This is a genomic window from Acinetobacter sp. YH12120 (assembly GCF_013418795.1).
GTDB classification, from domain to species: Bacteria; Pseudomonadota; Gammaproteobacteria; order Pseudomonadales; family Moraxellaceae; genus Acinetobacter; species Acinetobacter towneri.
Genome location: NZ_VPBI01000016.1, coordinates 36,874 through 57,047, shown reverse-complemented (window position 1 = coordinate 57,047; position 20,174 = coordinate 36,874). Strand labels below are relative to the sequence as shown.

Here is a 20,174-nt window from a genome sequence, read left to right as displayed (position 1 = left end):
AAAAGAATTGTTATTTTAAAAACTAATCTAAGAAGAGTTGATTTTTAAATACTCTCCCACCCAAAAAACCTGAAATTTCAGGTTTTTTGGGTTTCTGGAGTTTTATTTTTTATGCAGTTTTAGCCAAAACCTGACGATTTAAGCTTTCAGCGACCTCAATAAGCAGTTGTTCAGTCTTATCCCAACCCAAGCAGCCATCGGTAACAGATTGACCATAAGTCATCTCGCAAGAAATCTTTTGATTTCCATCCACCAAATGACTTTCTAACATGATGCCACGGACTTGCGTCTGTTCACGTTCTGCCACAATGGTACGCAAGACTTGCGGTTGTTGTTGTGGGTCTTTATGGCTGTTACCGTGACTACAGTCAATAATCAATGCAGGCAACTGCCCTTTGGCTTTGTGCTGAATTTTCTCAATTTCTGCCAATTGATAATTTGGCCCTGAATTTGCGCCACGTAAAATTAAATGCGCGTGTGGATTACCTTGTGATGACAAAATAGCAGGTAAACCCGACTGGCTCATTCCCATGAATTGATGTGGATGACTTGCCGATTGAATTGCATCTAATGCAATTTGAATTGAGCCATCAGTTCCGTTTTTGAAACCAATGCTATACGGCATGGCGCTAGAAATTTCACGGTGAATTTGTGATTCACTGGTACGTGCGCCAATTGCACCCCAAGCCAGTACATCATCAAAATATCCCGTTGCCATTGGGCTTAAAATTTCAGAAGCAATTGGTAAACCCATTTCTATAATTTGTAGATACAGTTCACGTGATTTTTCTAAGCCTAATTGCATGTTTGCAGAGCCATCTAAGTCTGGGTCATACAAAAAGCCTTTCCAGCCTACCGTAGTACGTGGCTTTTCGATATAGGCGCGCATCACCAAGAAAATTTGATCTGAAACTTGGCTTTGTAATTGTTTTAATTTTTCTGCGTATTCGAGTGCTGCTTGCGGATCATGAATTGAACAAGGTCCTGTAATGACCAATAAGCGAGGGTCTGTGCCCGCTAAAATGTTCTGAATAATCTGTCGATGTTGTGCGATTTGTTGTTTTAGCGCAGATGAAAGTGGGAGTTGCGCTTTGAGTTGATGCGGTAAACTTAAACTAATTTCAGTATTGTTGGTCTGTTGTTGTAAAGCAGTATTTAAAGCATTCATTGGTCTGTTCCTTTGGACTGTTTCTCTTTTTTACAGTCCGATCATTTATTTCAGCGTTATGGGTCTAATGGATTGCAAGGTTTGAGTCATAGATTGACTAAAGTAAAACCAATAAAAGTTGCTAAAGTATGAATAATTAACGTTGTACATGATTAAATCTCCGAAAAACCTATAAAATTCAAAACACCAGACATAAAAAAACCTGATCAGGGTTGCCGATCAGGTATCAACTGGTGGGCAACCTTTTGCCCGAACGCGACTCAGGCAATCATTGAAACTGCCAAAAGTAATAGTAAGCGTTTGCGATTAAAGGTTGCTTTAACATCTTGTTTTCATCAAAAAATGAGCTGTTAAAATTAAAATACGCTGTATTGTTCCGTTTGGCAATCCTTTTTGTAAAATAATTTTTATTGGATGTATTTATTAAAATTAAGCTACTGTTTTAGCGAATCCAGGGGTTAAAAAAACCAAGCCGAAGCTTGGTTTTTGTTGGGTCTTTATTTAAGCGCGTTACTCATCATTGATCAAAATGAATCACACTACGAATAGATTTACCCTCATGCATTAAATCAAAGGCTTCATTAATTTGGTCTAGCCCCATGGTGTGCGTTACAAATGGTTCGAGTTGAATATCACCCTTCATGGCTTCTTCAACCATGCCTGGCAATTGCGAACGACCTTTTACACCACCAAACGCAGTTCCTTTCCAAGTACGACCTGTCACCAATTGGAATGGACGAGTTGAAATTTCCTGACCTGCACCTGCAACACCAATAATAATGGATTGTCCCCAACCACGATGCGCACATTCCAAAGCGGAACGCATCACATTGGTATTTCCAATACATTCAAAAGAATGATCTACGCCCCAACCTGTTTTTTCCACAATGACTTCCTGAATTGGGCGGTCATAATCTTTTGGATTTAAGAATTCGGTTGCACCAAATTGTTCTGCCAATTTGAATTTCTCTGGGTTGGTATCAATGGCGATAATACGGCTGGCTTTGGCTTTATGCGCACCTTGCACAACAGCTAAACCAATACCACCTAAGCCAAATACCGCAACGGTATCGCCTTCTTGGACTTTTGCAGTATTTTTAACTGCACCTAAACCAGTTGTAACACCGCAACCTAATAAGCAAACTTGCTCATGATTGGCTTCAGGATTAATTTTTGCTAAAGATACTTCAGCAACTACCGTATATTCACTAAAGGTTGAACAGCCCATGTAGTGATAAATCGGTTGTCCATTATAAGAAAAACGTGTCGTGCCATCAGGCATTAAACCTTTACCTTGTGTCGCACGTACGGAAACGCATAGGTTGGTTTTACCAGATTTACAGAATAAACATTCGCCACATTCTGCTGTGTAAAGCGGAATCACATGATCGCCTGGTTGAACACTGGTCACACCCTCACCAACTTCAACCACAATACCTGCACCTTCATGGCCAAGAACTGCAGGGAAAACACCTTCAGGATCTTCACCCGATAAGGTAAATGCATCGGTATGGCATACCCCTGTGTGGGTAATTTTGACCAAGACTTCTCCAGCCTGCGGCGGTGCAACATCAATTTCAACAATTTCAAGCGGCTGACCTGGGCCGAATGCGACGGCTGCACGTGATTTCATGAGCAAATTATCCCTAAAAAATACATTAACAGATGATAAGGGGCTGCTGACAATTCGTCTATGTTTGCGATGTGAGAGAGATATCTCGCAAGCTATTTATAAAATATCAACAGACTCTCACAATACCCTCTTTCTATTCAGAGTTTCAAGCATTAACATGAGGATAATCTCCATGTATAAATACAGAATGACTTAAGAATAATCATGAAGATCCAAAGACCTTGTTACTGGCTTGGAATGTTGGCTTTTTTCGCTATTTTACTGACAGGATGCAGTTTACCGATGAATCAAGCGAGCAAAGATAGCCCTGTTGAGCATTATGTAGATCATTGGCTGAATGGTCAGGAAATTGATGCACATTTATCCCAAAATTTAACAGCGTATCTTTCTCTAAATGATGCCTTTAGTAGCATCGCCTCGCGTTTATATTTGATTCAAAAAGCACAGCACCATTTAGATTTACAATATTACATTTGGGAAGATGATTTAATTGGTCAGTTGATGTTGGCTGAACTGCTCAAAGCAGCAGATCGTGGTGTAAAAGTTCGTTTATTAATTGATGATCAAAATGGTACGCAACTTGATCCAACCTTAAAACGGCTTGCTCAGCATCCTAATTTTGAAATAAAAATTTTCAATCCGTACAAATATCGGCATTTTCGTGTGATGGATTATTTGTTTCGTTTTAAACAAATCAATCGCCGTATGCACAATAAACTAATTATTGCCGATGGGGCGATTGCCGTGACAGGTGGGCGTAATATTAGCCGTGAATATTTTGATGCCAGTGAAAATTTTCAATTTACTGATATGGATATTCTATTCTATGGCAGTGCTGTCCCCCAAGCCAATGCCGTGTTTTTAGAGTTTTGGAATGACGAACTAAGCTATTCAGTAAAGCAATTATTAGGCACAGGCAACGCGTTGCAATTGAGAGAATTGCGTAATCGCTATGAATTAAATGCCAAATATAAAGATAAAATTCGTGAACGTGTGGCTAACGCGCAAGAAGAAGTCAGCATCAAATTAGAACAACATCCTGTACAGTGGGTACGTGCGCATTTTGTGGCAGATTCTCCGAATAAAATTCGGGGTACAGCTCAAGGCGAGCAACTGACTTACAAACAAATGTTAAAGTTAATGGGTGAGCCCAAACAACATTTAGAACTGGTTTCTGTCTATTTTGTCCCAACAGAAGATGGTCTTAAAACACTCACTCAACTGGCTGAAAAAGGAATACAGATACGTGTATTGACCAATTCATTTTTAGCCAATGATGTGCCTTTGGTACATGCATTTTATCAGCAGTATCGCGTAGATTTACTTAAATCAGGTATTCGTTTATATGAATTTAAGCCTTATATTGAACGAAAAAAGCGTACTTGGTATGAAGTTGCAACGGGTAACGTAATTCCTGCCAAAGGCAAAAACGCCTCGAGTTTACATGCCAAATTCTTTGATATAGATGGCATGGTCTTTGTAGGTTCTTTTAACCTTGATCCTCGTTCTGCAAAATTAAATACCGAAGTTGGCTTGGTGTTAGAGTCTGAACAATTGCAAAACGATGTTTCTCAATCTTTAGACCGCTATTTGCCACAAATTGCGTATGAACTGCAATTAGACGAAAACGGTCAAATTATTTGGTTAGATCATCAGGCAGATGGCAGTATTCAAACGTATCATCATGATCCTGAAACCACACAGTTTCAGCGTTTTATGATGAAAACAGTTTCATTATTCCCTATTGAATGGATGATGTAATGACAATAGATAGACATTAATTATGGAAGCGTATTTTTCTTTCTCTGCCATCACTGTCTACAATTATTTAAAGTTACTTATAGTAAGCCTATTTCTTTAAATAAGTTAAAATACGCTTCTGCCTTTTTCTCTAAAGCTAAAGGATAGGCTCGTGAAGATGAAGGCATCCGATATAAATGCAGCTCACGCTTGGCAAAATAGCAATGTCTCGCCTGCCCAATTTGAGGTTTTTCGGCAGATTCAGGCATAGATAACATGAGTGTATCAGTCGCTTTATCGCCTGTGGTCATAATGCTTTGACATAAAGGTATCTTGCTTAAAAGTGCTGCAATATCCATTGGTTTTTCAATCTGTAAAAATTTGTCTGATGCATTGCCTTTTAAGCGAATCACCTGCTGCGCCGTATCTGAAATAGCAATGCCAGTGGTGTTTAAAAAATCAATAATTTTATGAAGATGAAAATTTTTAGCTTCTAAATCTAAAAAGTAGTTTTTATCTTGAAAAAAGCATAAGCCCAAAATTCGCCACATATCATTTTGATAATTCGGATAATAAAAATCCATTTTCCAACGGCTTTTAGGTGGTGGAAAACTCCCAAGCATTAACAGCTTGGCATTGGCTGGTAAAAAGGGTTCGAGTGGATGGGTTTCTATTTTAGAATCAGACATTTATAGATTGAACCTTTGGTCTTTAAATTAAGCTAAGACATTGCAGTACGAGCAACTTCATAATGATTTTTATGTAACTTCCCTTGATTGAATAACCATGTCGCAACTTCTGGCCAAAAATACATTGCAGATCTAGATGCAAGTCCATACATCGGACGTGGAAAGTTTCCGTCACCACGTTTATTTTGCGCATATAAAGATAATGCTTGACGAGTCATTCCAGCACGTTCAGCCATTACTGCCAAAGTTGAATAACCTTGCTCTTCTACTATCAGATCATGAAATCCTAATGAGCGAATATTGTCTAATGCTGAGTGAATCGCTTGTTCTGCATTTTCAGCTTCACGGTCAAACTCAAGATAAATTGTATCGTTATAACTGCAAACTAATGCATCATCACAACCCGCTTCAAAGAACTTATCTTCTAGCACAGACAGATCAGAACGTGCGTCACGTACCACAACAGTAAAGTGATAGTTATTCATAGTTCATCTCCATGACATTGCTTTACTTTACGCAAGATTTGTTTTGCATGTGCTGATTTACCTGAATCGACAACATCCCAGCCGTTTTCAATCGCATATTCAATTGCTTCGCGAATATGTTTATTGGGATGTTTCTTCATATTTTCATTCTGCTTGATGATTTAATTATAATTTAGTGTTGACGATTGTTAACACTATACCATTATTTAAGTTAATTTACCTAAAACCACTCCAAAATCCTATCCGAGACTTCTTTCCCCCAAATCTGGTAAATTTCTTTACTTGGATGAAAACCATCTTTTGCCATTTCTAAATTCATGGATTGATATTTTCGAATATCATATTCAATCCACTGCATATCTTCTTGTTGTGCAATCATTTTTTCTAATTGTAAGTTCATTTGTTTTGCGTATTGTCCAAATAGCCAAGATAATGGATTGGGCAATGCGGGAAATAAATGCATTGGTGGAACCCCCGTAGCAATGATTAATTCAGGTTGGAATTTCGCTTGAATAAGTTGATAAAAATGTTGCTGTTGTTTAATCCAAGTCTGTGCCGACATTAAGCGTGTTACATCGTTGACACCAACAGAAGTAACCACAACATCATATTTTTGATTTACCAGTTTTTTCGTTTTTTGAATGACTTGTGAGGTAGTATCTCCAGACTGCGCCTCTAAACGCCAATGTACTTGGTACTGATGCTGCAAAGCAGAAATCACCGCACCTAAAAGCGCATCATTTTGATGTGCTACCCCAACGCCTGCAGCGGCAGAATCGCCTAAAATCAATAATGACAGCGTTTGCCCTTGCCCTGTAATACCTTCTCGTGCGCCTTCGGCTTCAGGCAATCGGATCGTGTTCTTTTTAACACGACTTCCCTGAATCACCAAAGCGGGAATTAAGGCAAGGGTTGCTGTTCTAAGCCACATCACATTTCACTCTTAAATACGAAAACCGAAAATACAAATTTTAAACCCAAACAAAAGTAGAGACTCAAATATAAAAATAGCATCGTGTCATTTAAAGTGATTGCATTCATCATCAGCTTTAAATTTCAGGATGCTATTCAAATACTATGATATCGCTGCTATTTAGCCGAGTTTATTGACCAATTTTAATGGTAAAACTTTCATAGCTAAGCCCAATGGCAACCATGGCCATTTAGGTACATAGGCTTTAATTGGCGCTTTTTCAATTTCTGCAGCAAGTAAGCGTGAACCTGTTTTTTCATCAACTTCAAAAGGCAGTTTTTTTGCACCTTCGTTGATTTCGGTACGAATATAACCAGGGAAAATAGTCGTAACTTGAATAGGTGTATCAATTAATTCTGCACGAATTCCTTCTGCTAAATGTGCTACTGCAGCTTTACTTGCACCGTAAGCAGTAAGATGTTTTGGCATACCACGAATGGCACTCATAGATGAAATCATCACCAAATGCCCTGAGTTTTGCTCACGGAAAATTTCAACCGCGGCTTCACACTGCGCCAAAGCTGAAATAAAGTTGGTTTCTACTGTGGCTTTGTTGATGGCAAAATTACCTTTACCAATGCGACGTCCTTCGCCCACGCCTGCATTGACAATAATGCGGTCAATTTGTCCAAAATCTTGTTTAAATTCACGAAACACCTGAAACACCTGATCATAATTGGTGACATCCAGCGTTTTTGCAATAACACGAATACCAAACTGGCTTTCCAGTTCTTGTTTCAGCGTTTCCAAACGCTCTAAACGTCGGGCGCAAATTGCAAGGTTATAACCCATTTGAGCAAATTCACGTGCCATACCCGCACCAATACCTGAACTTGCACCTGTAATTAGAATTGTTTTTGTCATGGTTTGATCCTTAAATCCAAGTCAATAAATTTGAGTTTTCAGCTTTAATAAAATGATGTTCATTCAAGCTTAACAGTTGTGGTTCACTGCCGACCAAACGTAAAGTGGTGATACTTGAGTTAGTAATTGCCCAGTTCAATGCAAAGGTTTTATTGGGCGTTAAGCCTAAAATTTTACCTGCAGCCACAGAAATCACACCACCAGAAGTAAATACCACAGCATATCGTGGTTGTTTTTGGGCTAAGTCATCACATAAATGCTGCAATGCATCTTCGACACGCTGTTTAAAATGCGGCCAAGATTCTTCATATTCATGGTGATATTCACCGCCCGTCCAGCGTTCTATCGCACCTTCAAAAATTTTTGCCAAATATGCACGAGGATTGACCTCTTTGGCGACATCTTCTTTCATCAATTCAGGTTGATTAAAACGCGGTTCATACTGCGCGAAAACCTGTTGATGATTAAACTCGTTCCATGCGCTGTCGGTATGAATTTCGACCTCAGGAAAACATTCTGCCAAAGCCAGTTGTGCAGTTTGCTGATGGCGCTGCATTGAACCAGCCACCACATAGGGTGCTTCTTTTAAAATGCGATCAAAATAACGTCCGAGCAATTTGGCTTGTAACTCACCATTAGGCGAAAGTTGATCATAACTTTCTGCCCCAAAAGATGCTTGCCCATGACGAATTAAATAAATGGTGGTCATTTCGGCATCAATTCCTTAAATTTGGCGATATATTTTTGTGCTAGTTCATTTGCTTCCAGTTTTTGTAAACCAATTAACTTTAAGGCACGAATATGCAAAGCATGAATGACAATCCAGAAATCCTTAAATGCAGGATTATTGGTTTGCTTGTGGAAATAACGATAATAAATTTGCTGGGCGATCACCGCTAAACGGAAAATTCCAAACACTTCATAGAATGTCCAGTTATCGGTGCTCAAGCCTGTTTTTTGCAAATAATAGTCCACCACTTGCTGACGTGTGAACATGCCTTTTAAGTGCGTTGGTTGACGACGGGTGGCTTTAAAAATTTGATTATCGGTATCTTCAACCCAATATGCCAAAGCCGAGCCTAAATCCATGAGTGGATCGCCCAGTGTTGCCATTTCCCAGTCCAAAACGCCAATCACTTGAGTCGGATGTTTCGGGTCTAAAATCACATTATCAAAACGCCAGTCGTTATGAATAATGCAGGTTTTTGAATCTACAGGAATATGGTCTAACAACCATTTACGCACATATTTAAAAGATGGCACGTTGATGGTATGTGCTTTGGCATAGCGTGCATCCCAACCTTCTACCTGACGTCGGCAATAACCATCACCTTTCCCTAATTTTTCTAGCTCAGTTCCTGCATAAGGTACTTGATGCAGCTCAATCAGTTTATCAATGACATTTACACAAAGTTCATGTACTTGAGTTTCGCTAAAATCAAGCTCTGGTGGCAATTTTGCACGTGGGATAATGCCTTCAATACGTTGCATCACGTAAAAATCGCAGCCAATTACAGCTTCATCCTGACACAACGCCACCATTTCAGGTAACACAGGATAAAACGGGGCTAAATTCTTTTGCACATGATATTCACGCGCCATGTCATGTGCAGATTTAGCTTTAGTACCTTTGGGCGGACGACGCAAAATTAAATCAGCATTGCTGTACTTAAGGCGATATGTCCAGTTCGATGCACCGCCTGAATATTGTGTGACTTCTACAGGTTCTACGACATCGACATTTTGTTGTTTTAACCATGCTGTCACTGCCTGAATATCGAGTTCTTCGCCTTCGCGTACTGTGCCGCCTACATCAATAACTGACATTATTTTTCCCTAATTTTCCAATTTTTTTAATCTAACATAGATTTTCCGTGTTCTCTTGAGATGTATCGGCAATATCAGAAATATTGCCGAATACACTACCAAGCGACACAATAAAAAATTCGCAACTGACTTATTTTTTGCGGCTGCTACGATAACCACGTTTAGCCAACTCAAGTTTGGCAATCATGCCTTTGTGTACTTCGTCTGGTCCATCGGCAAGACGTAAACTACGCGCTTGGGCAAAGAAACCTGTCAACGGTGTATCTCTAGACACGCCTGCGCCGCCATGAATCTGCATCGCCATATCAACTACTTTTTCCAAGACACTTGGTGCAACCACTTTAATGGCAGAAATTTCGGTAAGTGCTGCCATATTGCCTAAAGTATCCATTTTATAGGCTGCATAAAGAGTCAATAAACGTGCTTGGTCAATTGCCACACGCGCTTCCGCTACACGCTCCAAATTGCCACCGAGTTTCAGAATTTCCTTGCCAAATGCGGTACGACTCATGCCACGGTCAATCATCAACTCCAAAGATTTTTCGGCTGCACCAATACAACGCATACAATGGTGAATACGCCCCGGACCTAAACGACCTTGTGCAATTTCAAAACCTTGTCCTGCACCGCCAATAAAGTTGGCAACAGGCACACGCACGTTATCAAAACTGACTTCGCCATGACCGTGTGGCGCGTCGTAATCACCAAATACAGGTAACATGCGTTGAATTTTAACGCCCGCAGTATCCACAGGGACTAAAACCATAGAGTGTTGATGATGACGGTCTTTGGTTTCATCGGGTGTATGCGCCATAAAAATAATAATTTTGGCATTTGGATCGCCCAAACCTGAAGACCACCATTTACGACCATTCAAGACAATTTCATCGCCGTCTACGACTGCTGTTGCCTGCATATTGGTCGCATCACTTGAAGCCACTGCAGGTTCAGTCATACAAAACACAGAACGAATTTTACCTTCAAGCAGCGGTGTCAGCCATTCTGCCTTTTGTGCTTCAGAACCATAGCGCCATAAAACTTCCATGTTGCCGCTGTCGGGTGCATTACAGTTAAATACGGTTGGCGCAATCAAACTGCGTCCACTCAACTCTGCAATGTGTGCATATTCTTGTACCGACAAACCTTGTCCTAATTCTGGACAAGGTAAAAACATATTCCATAAACCTGCAGCTTTGGCTTTGGCTTTTAATTGTTCTAATTGTGCTGGCCATTGCCATTTAGTCCAGTCACCACCCTGATTTAATTCGTGAACTTCTGCCCAGAATTCAGCTTCAATCGGCTCAATTTCTTTGGCAATAAAGGCTTTGGTACGTTCTATATAGTCTTTGGCGCGTGCAGATAGCTCAAACATGGTTCAAATCCCTTAAAATATTGTATTCATTGCTTTACAACACCTTAACTTGAAAAGTAATATGAACAAAATGATTTAATTCAATAAAACACTATGAATCATGTTCATAACAATGCAAAAGTTGATCTTACCGTTTTTCATCGTTTAGACATCAATTTATACCCGATGTTTGTTGCAATTTATGAGCAGCGCAGTATTTCCAAAGCTGCACAAATTTTGTGTATTAGCCAATCTGCCGCCAGTCATGCTTTGCAGCGTTTAAGACAACATTTACAAGATGATTTACTGGTGCGAAGTGGCAATAAAATGCTGCCTACGCCTTTTGCCGAGCAAATTTATCCGACTATTAAAAATGCCTTGTTGGCGATTCAAAGTATTGCAATACAGAAACAGCAATTTGAGCCGAATATGTTGCAATCGCTCAAAATTGCTATCCATGATGAAATTGAACCGATTATTTTTCCTAAATTGGTGGCACATTTTCAAAAGTTGAACTTGGATATTCAATTTCTGAGCCACAAATTAGACCGCAAAACGGTTTTGGCAGATTTAGCAACACAACAAATTGATTTTGTAATTGATTTAGAACAAAACTTTGGCGATAAAATTCAGTTTCAATCCTTAGTTCAAGACCAATTTGTGGTCTGTAGTTCACAACAAGAAATGAATACTGCACTTTATTTATCTTCTGCACATATTGGGGTTTCATCACGGCGTACTGGTATGTTGCTAGAAGATATTTATTTGCATCAAAAGCAATTATCACGGCAGGTTTTTTTACGTTGTCAGCACTATTCTACGGCGTTACAGATTTTACAGCAGCATCCTCAAGCCATACTAACTATTCCTAAAATGATTTTAAAGCATTTGAATATGAGCCAAAAATTGAATATTTTTGATGTGCCTGTAGACTTGCCTGTAATTAATATGGGGATGTATTGGCATAAAGATTTACAGGAAAATTCAAGGCATTATTTCTTAAGAGAGGAAATTTCTAAAATCTTTGCTTAGGCTATTTTGAGTTAATCTTGAATTTGCAAGTGGTTGCTAATCGTCTTGTATGATTCTATAAAAAATAAAAGCCGCCGATACAGCTTTTTAATATGGGTTTGTTCTTAAAACTTCGCTTCCAATACTTTTGTAGATACTTTGCCTTTCCATAAATCACGCAAAATTGGCAAATAGAACTTTTCACCTACTTCTACCAATTCAGCATCAATTAAGGCATGTGTTTCATGCATAAATAAGTAATCTAGCTCCACAGTTTGTAATTGTTGTTGTGCTTTGGCGAAATCTTTACGTTTTTGTTGGGCTTGTTTCACTAACTGATCTGCAAATGTCTTGCCCTTGAACTGACTGAGCGCATTTAAACGTAATTCAATCACGCCCCACCCACTGAGCAGCAATTTAAATAACTCTAAATCTGCAGTGGTTGATTCCCACGTCATTTCTTCCAGATTTTCATTTTCAGGCAATACAGGTAGTAAAAGCTCCATTACACTTGGAAAAATCTTTTTAAAATTCAAGATAAATTTAACAGGCTGCTCACCCGGGTAATCTTTAAATTGCACGTGTTGCTGAACATCTGTTAAATAAATTGAGAGCATTGAAAATTTCCGTAGTTAAGATATTGAGTTGCTTATAAAAAAATTAAATTTTGCAAAATAAATGCAAAACTTTAGCAAAACAGTATTTTGAAGTATTGCGTATTCTAGCAATTATGGCAGCTTAATCAATGTAAGTTGAATAAGGAACGGACATAAAAGAAAGCATCTAAAAGTGGTTAATGCGACTAAATGACGGGTTTTGAACTATTACATTTAGATAGCACCTTGTAGCAGCCTATTCTGCCGTTATGCAAATTATGTCTTTAAACCAACACATAAATTTAAAATCGTATTAGGATGAATTACCCCTCTACATTCAAATTAGGTGCAATAGAAAACCCAGCATTTAGGCTGGGTTTAGTATATTTTACTTGATTAATGCAACGCCATTTCCGCGCTTTTAGCTAAGAATGCCGAACGGCTTAAATGTTGTTTTTTTGCAACAGCATCAATACGTTTCACTAAAGCTTCTGGCATGCTGATATTAATACGAATAGACTTTGTATTTACTTTTGTTGTATCAATATCAACTAACAACCAAAACCCCCCCTCAAATCGCTCATCACCTAACCATTGCTCTGGGCTTGATGGTTCTGGTAACGGAATATCTTCACCATCAAAGTGAACTTCAACCGCTTCCTGTGCCATGCGCTGAATATCTTGCATCTCATCTGCTGCGCTAAAGCATCCATCAAAGTCAGGAAAGGTTAAACCGTATGCGCTATCTTCATCTTTGTGAACATATACTGGATATAACATTTTTACCTCCACTCCCAACCAGCCTGTTTATATATATTGCGTAGAGTTCCTATTGGCATATCTTTACGTGGATGTGGTACCACAACATGTCCAGGCTTTTCAGGATGCTTATACTTTTCATGGTCGCCTTTACCACCCACTTTGTACCAGCCTTCCTGCTCAAGACGCTTAATAATGTCTTTGCTGTTCATTGTGTAATTATACACAACATAATTTTAATAAGAAAGAATACTTCAAAGTTTCACTGATTTTTATAAACAAAGTCTGTGTTTATCTGTCATCTTGAGCAGACAAACACAGACCTCTCAATTTACTTAAAACTGACTATTTGGTATTCGGAGCAATCATCTGTTCAGGACGTACCACTTCATCAAACTGCTCTGCTGTGACCAAATTCAGCTCTACTGCAACTTGCTTTAAGGTTTTATTTTCCTTATAAGCTGTTTTTGCCACCTCCGCTGCATTCTCATAACCAATTACAGGATTCAAAGCGGTCACTAACATGAGTGAATCATGCAAAAAGTGATCTATTTTTTCACGGTTTGCTTGAATGCCAACGGCGCAATGCTCATTAAAGCTATTACATGCATCACCCAAGAGTTGAATAGATTGCAATAAGTTATATGCAATTACTGGCATAAATACATTCAGCTCAAAATTGCCCGATGCACCAGCCACGTTAATTGTGGTGTCATTGCCCAATACCTGTGCAACTACCATGGTCATTGCTTCGCTTTGTGTTGGATTAACCTTGCCCGGCATAATACTTGAACCAGGTTCATTTTCTGGAATACGCAGCTCACCAAAACCACAACGCGGGCCACTGGCTAACCAGCGAATATCATTCGCAATTTTATTTAAACTCACCGCCAAAGTTTTTAATGCACCTGAAGCAAATACCGCAGCATCACGCCCCGCCAAAGCCTCAAACTTATTTGGTGCAGTCACAAATGCTAAGCCTGTTAGCTGTGCCAATTGCTCCGCTGCCTGTACCGCATAATCAGGATGTGCATTTAAGCCTGTACCGACTGCTGTACCGCCCAATGGCAACTCATACAAGCCTGTTAAAGCCTGTTCTAGACGTTTTAAACCATGATCTAGCTGCGATACATAGCCACTAAATTCCTGCCCTAAAGTTAATGGTGTCGCATCTTGTAAATGTGTACGTCCTATTTTGACAATTTCAGAAAATTCTTCACTTTTCGCATGCAACGTATCGCGCAAACTCTTTACTGCAGGAATGAGCAGTTCATTAATTTGCAAACTCGCTGCCACATGAATTGCAGTTGGAAAAGAATCATTGGTCGATTGGGCGCGGTTGACATGATCATTCGGATGTACAGGCTTTTGTGCACCTAAAGGATTCCCCAGTTTTTGATTGGCGATATTGGCAATCACTTCATTACAGTTCATGTTACTTTGCGTACCCGAACCTGTTTGCCACACCACCAAAGGAAATTGGCTATCCCACTGCCCTGCAATGACTTCATCTGCTGCACCGACAATGTACTGCGCCAACTCTTGCGGGATTTGCCCTAAGTTTGCATTGGTGATTGCCGCAGCTTTTTTAACCAAACCCATAGCGCGAATCATGGCGCGTGGTAAACGCTCATTGCCAATTTTGAAATTTTGTAAGCTACGCTGAGTTTGTGCGCCCCAAAGCGCGTCATTCGGAACTTCAACTTCACCCATGGTGTCATGTTCAATACGTGTTTGCATGTTCAGCCTCATTCCCTCGTGATTTCGTTATGATGTCATGTATTCTTATATTGATCTTATAAAAACCAGACAATCAAGTAAATGATAATTATTATCAATAATTCCGTTGCATTGTATCTGTTTCAGCTATGAGGCTTCGTGAATCGCCTTTCAACGAATTTTATAGCGCTACTTTTAATGCTTGAGCGTATTTTGATAAAAACGCCATTCATCTTCTAGCATTTTTTCCAGACTACGTTTTGGCTGCCAGTGTAAATACTGTTGTGCTTTATCTACGACTGCACCCAACTGATCCAACTCAGGATATTCATAATGAATTGCAGGAACTGTAGCAATCTCAGTGTCAGTCACTTCACTAATACGTGCAAGTAATTGCTGAATTGAAACCACTTCTCCTGCAATATTAAAGGCTTCACAGCTATGTGTTTGCTGAAATAACCAATGCAGACTTGCGATTACGGCTTCACAGGCATCGAGTACGTGTACAAAGCTGCGTTCTGCGGTTTGATCTGCAGTATTGGCTTGCTGACGTAGCTCAATCGCTTCACGCTGCTGTACTGCGACTTGCATCGCCAAAGGAATAATATTTTTAGGTAATGGAGCAACGACTTCGCCTAAAATACCGTGTTCAAACGCGCCAGCAATATTACTCAAGCGCAAAATAGCGATATTCCATTCATTGTCGGTTCTAAAAGTATCTTGGATGATTTCTTCAACCATCTGCTGAGATTTTACATACGGATTGGCATAGGTGTAATTAAAGCTCTGGCTTTCTTCCAGACTCAATCCCGACTTACCATAGACCGCGATACTTGAAAGATGCACCAAACGACGCACGCCTGTACGTTGCATAGAACGCAATAAACTCATAATACAACTGACGTTATCGTTATAATATTCCAGTGGTTTAAGCACCGATTCTTCTAAAGATTTAAACCCTGCACAATGCACCACCGCAGTAATCGAATATTGTTCAAAGACTTTGTTCAGCGCAGGCGTGTTTCTTACATCTAATTTGGCAAAAGGCACATAACGCCCTGCAATATATTCAAGTCGCTCTAAGGTCTGCATACTTGCATTGGATAAATTATCTACAATAATGACCTCTTGCCCTTGAGCCATTAGGCTTAATGCAATGTGTGAGCCTATAAAGCCTAAACCACCAGTCACTAAAATCATTTATACTACCTTTTTTATAAAGTCTGAATGCGCCTTGGCACATTGCATTAGTGAATTTTGATGAGCACCTTATTACTAATAACCTCCGCACCAACCTCTATTCATGCATGGCATGCACTCGGTCTTGCTCAAGCCTTACAACAGAAAAATGAGGCTTTTCGTGTGTTTTTTTATCAAGATGGCGTTGCTGTAGCGAATGAGTTGCAATGGGTACCCGATGATCAACGCAACCTCAAAACAGAATGGCAAAAATTGTCTATTCGTTTACCCGTATGTGTAAGTGCCGCACTGGCACGTGGTATTAGCGATGCAGACAATGCCAAACGCCATCAACTGAGCCAACACAATTTAGCCGCAGGCTTTGAATTGGTTGGCTTGGGCGAACTGGCCGATGCAGTGCAAAGCACAAAACGCCTGATTCAATTTTAAGCGATTCATTTTGTAAATCTGTTGCATTTAAAAGGTAAATTGTGTGAAAACTGTACTCGTGGTTTTACGTCAGGCCAATTTAAACAGCTTACAAGTGCATGAAAGCTTGTCTGCAACAATGGTACTGGCAACTTTTGGTTGTGAAGTCAAAGTGTTATTACAAGATGCGGCATTAAGCCTATTACAGTCGGAACTGGCATTTGATTCACTAAAACATGCTTTTAAAGTGGCATCCAATTTGGTCGATAGCTTTGAGTTTTATGACCTCAGCCCAATTTTGATTGAAAATAAACATGCTAACTCGCCGTTTATCAAAAATACGGTACATGAAATTGAATGGGTGGAACTGAATCGGGAGCTGATTCAAACCTTTGATCGAGTTTTATATTGGTAGGTTGATCGGTGGTTTAACAATCTGATTGATCATTTGACCATATCTAAACATCTAAAGAGAAAAGCATGTCTGACGCAAATTTATATTTAATCCAAGCGAGCTTTGATAGCACCGCAACAATTTTAGCAGAGCTAAATGCCTTGTATGCTCCGCAAGACAGCGTTGTACTTATGGGTGATGCGGTATTGCATCAGCAACATCCACTCTGTGCCCAGCTAGACAAAATATATGTACTGGAAAATGATGCAGAAATATTGAATGGTCATTTGGCGGAAAATGTACAGCCGATTAATTATGCAGCTTTTGCAACGCTGTGTTTAGCACATCAGCGCTGTATCAGCTTAAAATAGCAAGCCGTAATGATATGAAACCAATGCAAAGCATTTTTAAGGGTGAATGAAACAAGAGATGACACTAGAATTAGATCAAGATGGACATTTGCTGGATTACACTGTCTGGAATGAACAAGTGGCGCAAGAATTGGCGCAAAGTTTAGAGCTTGAACTCACAGCTTGGCATTTTGAAGTTTTGCACGCTGTACGCCAATTTTATCAGCAATTTGGACACTCACCTGCAACCCGTCCTTTAATCAAATTTTTAATGAAAACTGTAAGCCCAGAGATTAACAACGCTGTTTTGCAGGAAAAATTTAATACAGGTTTGGTGGCACGGCATTTAAGTCGTTTAGCGGGTATTCCTAAACCAGCCAACTGCTTATAGACAAACTGTTGCTGATTAATACAGCACTGATTTAGGCTTGTTTTAAATTCTGCTGTGCTTGGATGTACTGATAATACACTGGGGTAAAATGTGGTTTTACTTGCTTGGCATGCAGTTCTTCACCACATTCCGAACATACCACGACAGGTTGAAACGTCTTAGCACAATTTTTATGGATGTATTCCACAGGCTTACCTAAACCTTGATCCATCCATTTATCTGCCCAATTTGCCATAGACAGCATTAAGGGATAAAGCTCCAAGCCCTTCTCTGTCAATTTATATTCAAAACGTTCTTGGCGCTCTACATAAGGCACTTTGACTAAAATTTCATGTTCCACCAAACGCTTTAAACGATCTGACAATACATGCCGCGTTACGCCCAAATGTTGTTGAAAATCATCAAAGCGACGCATGCCCATAAAGGCATTACGAATAATCAGCATCGTCCAACGGTCACCAATCACCGACAAGGTTCGTGCAATCGAACAAGGCTGCTCGCCAATTTCATCCCATTTCATCTATGTCGCCTATCCCTCAGTTCACTACCTGCAAGTTAAAAGATTCTACAGTCTTTGCAAAGTTAGTTTTGCATGAAAATTGATAAAAAATGAAGTATGACTTCACAATCTGCTTAAAAGGAATCCCCAGTTTTTGGGGTTTTATACGCCTGCATCTTCAATCTTTAAATTTGCTATTCACTTATAAGGCAGATCACACTATTTAGATGTAGCTCCTGCACAAAAAACTTGTTCAGTCATACCTGAAGCCGTGAAACTGTTGTGCTGCTGTTCTAAATAACGCTTTGCCACCATTAACATCACAGGTGCAGGATACAAGTTTGGATTGTACTCGGAAATTTCAGCAATATTTTTATAGGCGTGATAGCGTGCACAAAATGCCTGTTTTTGTTGTTCTGCCGTTGCTTGGCTCGTAGGATCATCCAATATTTTTTTGCTGTCATTCACAATTTGCGTGTATTGATTTAACAAATCTTGATATTGTGTTTGGGTCAACCCATTGGCTGTATGTGGAATTGTAATAGGTGTAGATGATGCTTCAAGTGCCAACTGCTGCGCTTGAATACCTTGTGCCATTACGCTCAGACTTTGCAGTCCAAGCATAATGCTCACCGATATTTTTGCCATGTTCGACATGCGCATAAGCTTAAGACTCATCGCCTTCTTTCCAGACATCTTCATAGTCATCAGCATCAATCATAAAGCGGTAGCCTTGTTCTAAAGCCAGATATGGAAGCACGTCAGGCAAAATATCTTGCAACTCGCGCACAGGCATGGTTTCAAAGTTCACTTCATCTTCACCCAATTCACCGCCATAAATGTACCACGCGACTTTTTCTTCACCTTCTGGCGCTTTACGCAAGCCCACAATTGGGTCTTTATTTAAGGTCTGGACTGCAACTGCGACAACATCATCGCCACTCACTGCAATATAGGCTGAACCAAATTCTTCACAGAGCAGTTTTTGTTCTTCTATCAATTCTGCCAAGGCTGAGTTTTTTTGCTTTTGCTGTGGTTTAGACATGACAATTCTCTAAGATAAGCTGTGAGTATTCTAACGAGATTGTACGGATAGAGAATCTTTATTTTTATATTTCTGAGATGCTCAAATGAAGTGCAACGGATATGACATGAATTTGAAATTACTTAGCTTTGAAATATGATGCTACGCCCAAATAACCAACATTGCTGCAAGCACGACCAATCCCAATCCCCAATGATCGGTACGGGCAAGTTTTTCTTTAAAGAAATACGCTGAAATAAGTAAGCTGAATAATATTTCAATTTGTCCGAGTGTTTTCACAATCGCCACAGTTTGCATACTCATGGCACTAAACCAGCCCAGTGATGCTAAAAAACTGCAGACGCTCACTTTAAAAGTTAATCCAACCCGCTGCCACATGGCATATAAGGTATGTCGTTTAAATATACCTAAAAAAGCCAATAAGATAAAACATTGTAAGCCAATGACCCACACCAAAACCCATGCAGCACGGTGAATAAACGGTAAGAAATCCAGCTCTAGACTGGCTTCACGCACCAATAAAGAAGTCACCGCAAAGCTGAGTCCACTACCGATTCCAATGGCTAAAGTCGTGAATGAAAAATCACTGCGTTGATTGCCTTTACTGAGTAGAAATACCGCAATACCGCCTATCGCAACGCCGAACCAAGCCAATGCACTTAAATGTTCTTGTAAGAAAATCACGCCTACAATTGCGGCTAAAACTGCTTCACTTTTGGCAAGCCCGACACCTACTGCGTAATTTTTTTGTTGAAACAGTTTTACCATTAAAGCCGTGGCTAAAATCTGACACACTGCTGCAATAATGATATACAGCCAAAACACCGAACTAAAATGTAGTTTGGCTTGAACAGGCTGCTGCCATTGTAAAATGCTTAAATACGCCAATGCAAAAGGCAAGGCAAAAATAAAACGTGCCAAAGTCACGCCATAAACATCTACACTTGTGCTGAGTTGTTTTTGAAAGGCATTGCGCCATGCCTGCATAAATGCAGCCATTAAGGTAAAGAGCACCCAACTCGAAATCATTGCAACCACAAATGCTTTACTGATAAAGTTATAATTTACGCCT

25 protein-coding genes are annotated in these 20,174 nt (G+C 39.7%); 6 read left to right on the top strand and 19 right to left on the bottom strand.

Features of this window, described 5'->3' with window-relative positions:
• Positions 1-109: 109 nt before the first annotated feature.
• Together FTU58_RS10675 and FTU58_RS10670 are read right to left on the bottom strand one after the other, a co-directional pair.
• Entirely contained in the window at positions 110-1,168 is a 1,059-nt protein-coding gene (locus FTU58_RS10675) for a 3-deoxy-7-phosphoheptulonate synthase (RefSeq protein WP_104851962.1), read from the bottom strand.
• Between the two features lie 517 nt (positions 1,169-1,685).
• Complete coding sequence (locus FTU58_RS10670; protein WP_004973720.1) at positions 1,686-2,801, bottom strand: S-(hydroxymethyl)glutathione dehydrogenase/class III alcohol dehydrogenase; 1,116 nt, start codon at positions 2,799-2,801, stop codon at positions 1,686-1,688.
• A 237-nt stretch (positions 2,802-3,038) separates the two neighbouring features.
• Here FTU58_RS10670 and FTU58_RS10665 point away from each other — a divergent pair, with 237 nt between their 5' ends.
• The gene (locus tag FTU58_RS10665) at positions 3,039-4,562 is read left to right on the top strand and encodes a phospholipase D family protein (protein WP_180062418.1); all 1,524 of its coding nucleotides are present in this window, start codon (positions 3,039-3,041) and stop codon (positions 4,560-4,562) included.
• Positions 4,563-4,639: 77 nt separating this feature from the next.
• Here FTU58_RS10665 and FTU58_RS10660 read toward each other — a convergent pair whose 3' ends face one another.
• From FTU58_RS10660 to FTU58_RS10625, 8 genes are all read right to left on the bottom strand, one after another.
• On the bottom strand, positions 4,640-5,230 hold the full coding sequence (locus FTU58_RS10660; protein WP_180062414.1) for a uracil-DNA glycosylase family protein: 591 nt from the start codon (positions 5,228-5,230) through the stop codon (positions 4,640-4,642).
• Between the two features lie 32 nt (positions 5,231-5,262).
• Positions 5,263-5,715: an XRE family transcriptional regulator gene (locus tag FTU58_RS10655; protein WP_154320746.1), complete on the bottom strand. Its 453-nt coding sequence runs from the start codon at positions 5,713-5,715 to the stop codon at positions 5,263-5,265.
• Positions 5,712-5,855, bottom strand: coding sequence for a hypothetical protein (locus FTU58_RS10650; RefSeq protein WP_004973580.1), 144 nt, complete (start codon positions 5,853-5,855; stop codon positions 5,712-5,714). The genes FTU58_RS10655 and FTU58_RS10650 overlap by 4 nt, the downstream gene beginning before the upstream one ends.
• An 80-nt stretch (positions 5,856-5,935) precedes the next feature.
• On the bottom strand, positions 5,936-6,646 hold the full coding sequence (locus FTU58_RS10645; protein ID WP_004973578.1) for an SGNH/GDSL hydrolase family protein: 711 nt from the start codon (positions 6,644-6,646) through the stop codon (positions 5,936-5,938).
• A gap of 162 nt (positions 6,647-6,808) precedes the next feature.
• Positions 6,809-7,552 carry an SDR family oxidoreductase gene (locus FTU58_RS10640; RefSeq protein ID WP_004973576.1) on the bottom strand — a complete coding sequence of 248 codons (744 nt, stop codon included), beginning with the start codon at positions 7,550-7,552 and terminating at the stop codon, positions 6,809-6,811.
• Positions 7,553-7,562: 10 nt separating this feature from the next.
• Complete coding sequence (locus FTU58_RS10635; RefSeq protein ID WP_004973573.1) at positions 7,563-8,261, bottom strand: histidine phosphatase family protein; 699 nt, start codon at positions 8,259-8,261, stop codon at positions 7,563-7,565.
• Positions 8,258-9,379, bottom strand: coding sequence for a phosphotransferase family protein (locus tag FTU58_RS10630; protein WP_179994188.1), 1,122 nt, complete (start codon positions 9,377-9,379; stop codon positions 8,258-8,260). Before FTU58_RS10630 ends, FTU58_RS10635 begins: the two co-directional genes overlap by 4 nt.
• Positions 9,380-9,509: 130 nt before the next feature.
• The gene (locus FTU58_RS10625; RefSeq protein WP_004973568.1) at positions 9,510-10,751 is read right to left on the bottom strand and encodes an acyl-CoA dehydrogenase family protein; all 1,242 of its coding nucleotides are present in this window, start codon (positions 10,749-10,751) and stop codon (positions 9,510-9,512) included.
• 93 nt (positions 10,752-10,844) lie between these two features.
• Between FTU58_RS10625 and FTU58_RS10620 the strand changes: the two genes are divergently transcribed.
• The gene (locus FTU58_RS10620; RefSeq protein WP_104851971.1) at positions 10,845-11,762 is read left to right on the top strand and encodes a LysR family transcriptional regulator; all 918 of its coding nucleotides are present in this window, start codon (positions 10,845-10,847) and stop codon (positions 11,760-11,762) included.
• Positions 11,763-11,866: 104 nt separating this feature from the next.
• On the opposite strand, the gene FTU58_RS10615 is transcribed toward FTU58_RS10620, so the two are convergent.
• The 5 genes from FTU58_RS10615 to FTU58_RS10595 form a co-directional block, all read right to left on the bottom strand.
• Positions 11,867-12,358, bottom strand: coding sequence for a hypothetical protein (locus FTU58_RS10615; protein ID WP_004973565.1), 492 nt, complete (start codon positions 12,356-12,358; stop codon positions 11,867-11,869).
• Between the two features lie 375 nt (positions 12,359-12,733).
• A complete protein-coding gene (locus FTU58_RS10610; protein WP_004973564.1) occupies positions 12,734-13,117 on the bottom strand; it encodes a type II toxin-antitoxin system HicB family antitoxin in 384 nt (127 codons plus the stop codon).
• A gap of 2 nt (positions 13,118-13,119) precedes the next feature.
• Positions 13,120-13,308 carry a type II toxin-antitoxin system HicA family toxin gene (locus FTU58_RS10605; RefSeq protein ID WP_004973562.1) on the bottom strand — a complete coding sequence of 63 codons (189 nt, stop codon included), beginning with the start codon at positions 13,306-13,308 and terminating at the stop codon, positions 13,120-13,122.
• A 133-nt stretch (positions 13,309-13,441) separates the two neighbouring features.
• Positions 13,442-14,836, bottom strand: coding sequence for a class II fumarate hydratase (gene fumC, locus FTU58_RS10600; protein ID WP_096902814.1), 1,395 nt, complete (start codon positions 14,834-14,836; stop codon positions 13,442-13,444).
• 174 nt (positions 14,837-15,010) lie between these two features.
• Positions 15,011-16,015, bottom strand: a complete 1,005-nt coding sequence (locus FTU58_RS10595; RefSeq protein ID WP_104851974.1) for an SDR family NAD(P)-dependent oxidoreductase — start codon at positions 16,013-16,015, stop codon at positions 15,011-15,013.
• 60 nt (positions 16,016-16,075) lie between these two features.
• Here FTU58_RS10595 and tusD point away from each other — a divergent pair, with 60 nt between their 5' ends.
• From tusD to FTU58_RS10575, 4 genes are all read left to right on the top strand, one after another.
• Positions 16,076-16,444: a sulfurtransferase complex subunit TusD gene (tusD, locus tag FTU58_RS10590; RefSeq protein WP_104851975.1), complete on the top strand. Its 369-nt coding sequence runs from the start codon at positions 16,076-16,078 to the stop codon at positions 16,442-16,444.
• Between the two features lie 43 nt (positions 16,445-16,487).
• Entirely contained in the window at positions 16,488-16,838 is a 351-nt protein-coding gene (locus tag FTU58_RS10585) for a hypothetical protein (RefSeq protein WP_004973555.1), read from the top strand.
• A 65-nt stretch (positions 16,839-16,903) separates the two neighbouring features.
• Positions 16,904-17,188 carry a DsrH/TusB family sulfur metabolism protein gene (locus tag FTU58_RS10580; RefSeq protein WP_004973553.1) on the top strand — a complete coding sequence of 95 codons (285 nt, stop codon included), beginning with the start codon at positions 16,904-16,906 and terminating at the stop codon, positions 17,186-17,188.
• Positions 17,189-17,246: 58 nt separating this feature from the next.
• Positions 17,247-17,558, top strand: coding sequence for a TusE/DsrC/DsvC family sulfur relay protein (locus FTU58_RS10575; protein WP_026438386.1), 312 nt, complete (start codon positions 17,247-17,249; stop codon positions 17,556-17,558).
• A gap of 31 nt (positions 17,559-17,589) precedes the next feature.
• Here FTU58_RS10575 and FTU58_RS10570 read toward each other — a convergent pair whose 3' ends face one another.
• The 4 genes from FTU58_RS10570 to FTU58_RS10555 all read right to left on the bottom strand — a co-directional run bounded on the left by FTU58_RS10570 (position 17,590) and on the right by FTU58_RS10555 (position 20,131).
• Entirely contained in the window at positions 17,590-18,078 is a 489-nt protein-coding gene (locus FTU58_RS10570; protein ID WP_004973550.1) for a helix-turn-helix domain-containing protein, read from the bottom strand.
• A 198-nt stretch (positions 18,079-18,276) separates the two neighbouring features.
• On the bottom strand, positions 18,277-18,735 hold the full coding sequence (locus FTU58_RS10565; protein WP_026438387.1) for a hypothetical protein: 459 nt from the start codon (positions 18,733-18,735) through the stop codon (positions 18,277-18,279).
• The gene (locus tag FTU58_RS10560) at positions 18,725-19,102 is read right to left on the bottom strand and encodes a hypothetical protein (protein WP_096902818.1); all 378 of its coding nucleotides are present in this window, start codon (positions 19,100-19,102) and stop codon (positions 18,725-18,727) included. Before FTU58_RS10560 ends, FTU58_RS10565 begins: the two co-directional genes overlap by 11 nt.
• A 141-nt stretch (positions 19,103-19,243) precedes the next feature.
• Positions 19,244-20,131 (bottom strand): DMT family transporter, encoded by an 888-nt coding sequence (locus FTU58_RS10555; RefSeq protein ID WP_096901623.1) that lies wholly within the window; start codon positions 20,129-20,131, stop codon positions 19,244-19,246.
• Positions 20,132-20,174 lie beyond the last annotated feature (43 nt).